We start from the raw sequence: 1,766 nt of genomic DNA on the forward strand, positions 1-1,766 counted from the left end.
AAATTAAATTGGCAGTACTGCAAAACGAAAACACGGATGCGAAAATCACAAACCAGATAGATTTATAAAACTTTGTGGGAGGTGAAGATGTTTTTTGAGGCTTTTGATCGCATTGATGCGGCGCTTAGCATTGCGATCCCGCTTCTGGTGTTGTTGAGGTTTTTGGTTGTGAAAAAGCGCTGATTTTGCGTTTATTTTTTGCTCAAAGCTCGCGCGCGTTCCTTGTATTTATACTTAAGGGATAACTCTGGGATTCAAATTGGCCTCCAGCCCTTGTCCCGCAAGGCTTGAGGGCACATTTGCTCCGAAATGGGTTTGGAAGTATTCTGTCGGAAGTGGTCGCGTTAAAAGCGACCCCCGCAACGACGGGCATCGTTCGGGGGCGTGACCACCTGTAGAGATTCGAATTGGTGATACGGCTAACACAGGTGATATGGCAATGATAACACGTCAGATGAGCCATCGCCCACAATCGGGTGGTGTGCATGAAAAATCCTGAACTCCAGAACCTCACGGACTATTCCCCCTCAGATGCGCCCTGGGACGCTCACAGAAGCGTTTCTGACGACGTGGGAGGGATTTACCTGCTTGCGGCCGAATATGAGCGCTACGGGGCGCGTATGGCCCTCTGTGGCGGTTTATTGCGTTTCGGGTGGTCTACCCTCAAGGAAACCGGAGAAACGCGTCTGAGGCTGCGTGAGGCGCATTTCTGCCGTGTCCGGCACTGTCCTGTCTGCCAGTGGAGGCGCTCCCTGATGTGGCAAGCCCGTTTCTACCAGTCCCTGCCGCGTATCGTGGCGGATTACCCTGATGCCCGCTGGATGTTCCTGACCCTGACCGTGCGCAACTGTGCGATCGGGGAGCTGGGCGAGATGCTGAACCGGATGAATGCAGCTTTCCAGCGACTGAAGGATCGCAAGGAGTTCCGGCCTGTTCAGGGCTGGATACGCACCACGGAAGTCACCCGCAGCAGTGACGGCAGCGCACATCCCCACTTCCACACCCTGATGATGGTGCCGCCCTCAATGCTATCTGGTGACGGTTACGTAAAACATGCTCGCTGGGTTGAACTCTGGCGGGAGTGCCTGCGGGTCAGTTACGACCCGAATGTTGATGTCCGGGCAGTAAAACCCCGTAAGCCAAAGGATGGCGAATCGCTGGCCGGTGCCACTGCCGAACTGGTGCGCGGTGCGGTGGCCGAAACCCTGAAATATTCCACGAAGCCGGCTGACATGGTGGCCGATCCTGAATGGTTCCTCGAACTGACCCGCCAGACGCACAAGCGCCGCTTTGTGGCGACCGGCGGTGCACTCAAAGACGTACTGAAGCTCGATCAGGAAACCGATGCCGACATGGTGATTGGGGATGATATTTCCGAGGGTGACGATGACGGTTCACGCATCGCGTTCGAGTGGAAAACCGAGGTCAGAAAGTACCGTCACTCACCGACGAAAGATAAAACTGAATCAGACTAGCAGGGTGTCGGGGTGCAGCCCTGACCAGATGGCAATTGTGATAGCGTCGCGTGTGACGGTATTACAATTGCACATCCTGTCCCGAAAATTCCCGTCCCGAAAATTCCCGCCGTTTCTCGGTTTTTTGAGCATCGCAGATCGCACGACAAACGAAACGAAGTGAAGTTTGTATAAGTGCGCACTTCGTGGGTGTTCTGTGCCGCCAGCTTGTCGAACGCGTGGCGGAGCTGCGCGACAAAAATGGCAAAATAATTCGCTGTCCGTTCGCCAGAATTTTGCACGGCCGTGGTA

General features: G+C 54.5%; 2 protein-coding genes. One reads left to right on the forward strand and one right to left on the reverse strand.

Translation table 11 applies throughout. The features are described 5' to 3' along the window. The first annotated feature begins 485 nt into the window (after positions 1-485). The gene (locus PH558_RS33980; protein ID WP_285208556.1) at positions 486-1,475 is read left to right on the forward strand and encodes a protein rep; all 990 of its coding nucleotides are present in this window, start codon (positions 486-488) and stop codon (positions 1,473-1,475) included. On the opposite strand, the gene PH558_RS33985 is transcribed toward PH558_RS33980, so the two are convergent. Further along, the coding region (locus PH558_RS33985) for a hypothetical protein (protein ID WP_285208557.1) at positions 1,472-1,766 on the reverse strand (295 nt) is incomplete at its 5' end. The two genes, PH558_RS33980 and PH558_RS33985, sit on opposite strands and share 4 nt — an antisense overlap.

Source organism: Rhizobium pantanalense (assembly GCF_030182525.1).
Classification (GTDB): domain Bacteria; phylum Pseudomonadota; class Alphaproteobacteria; order Rhizobiales; family Rhizobiaceae; genus Rhizobium.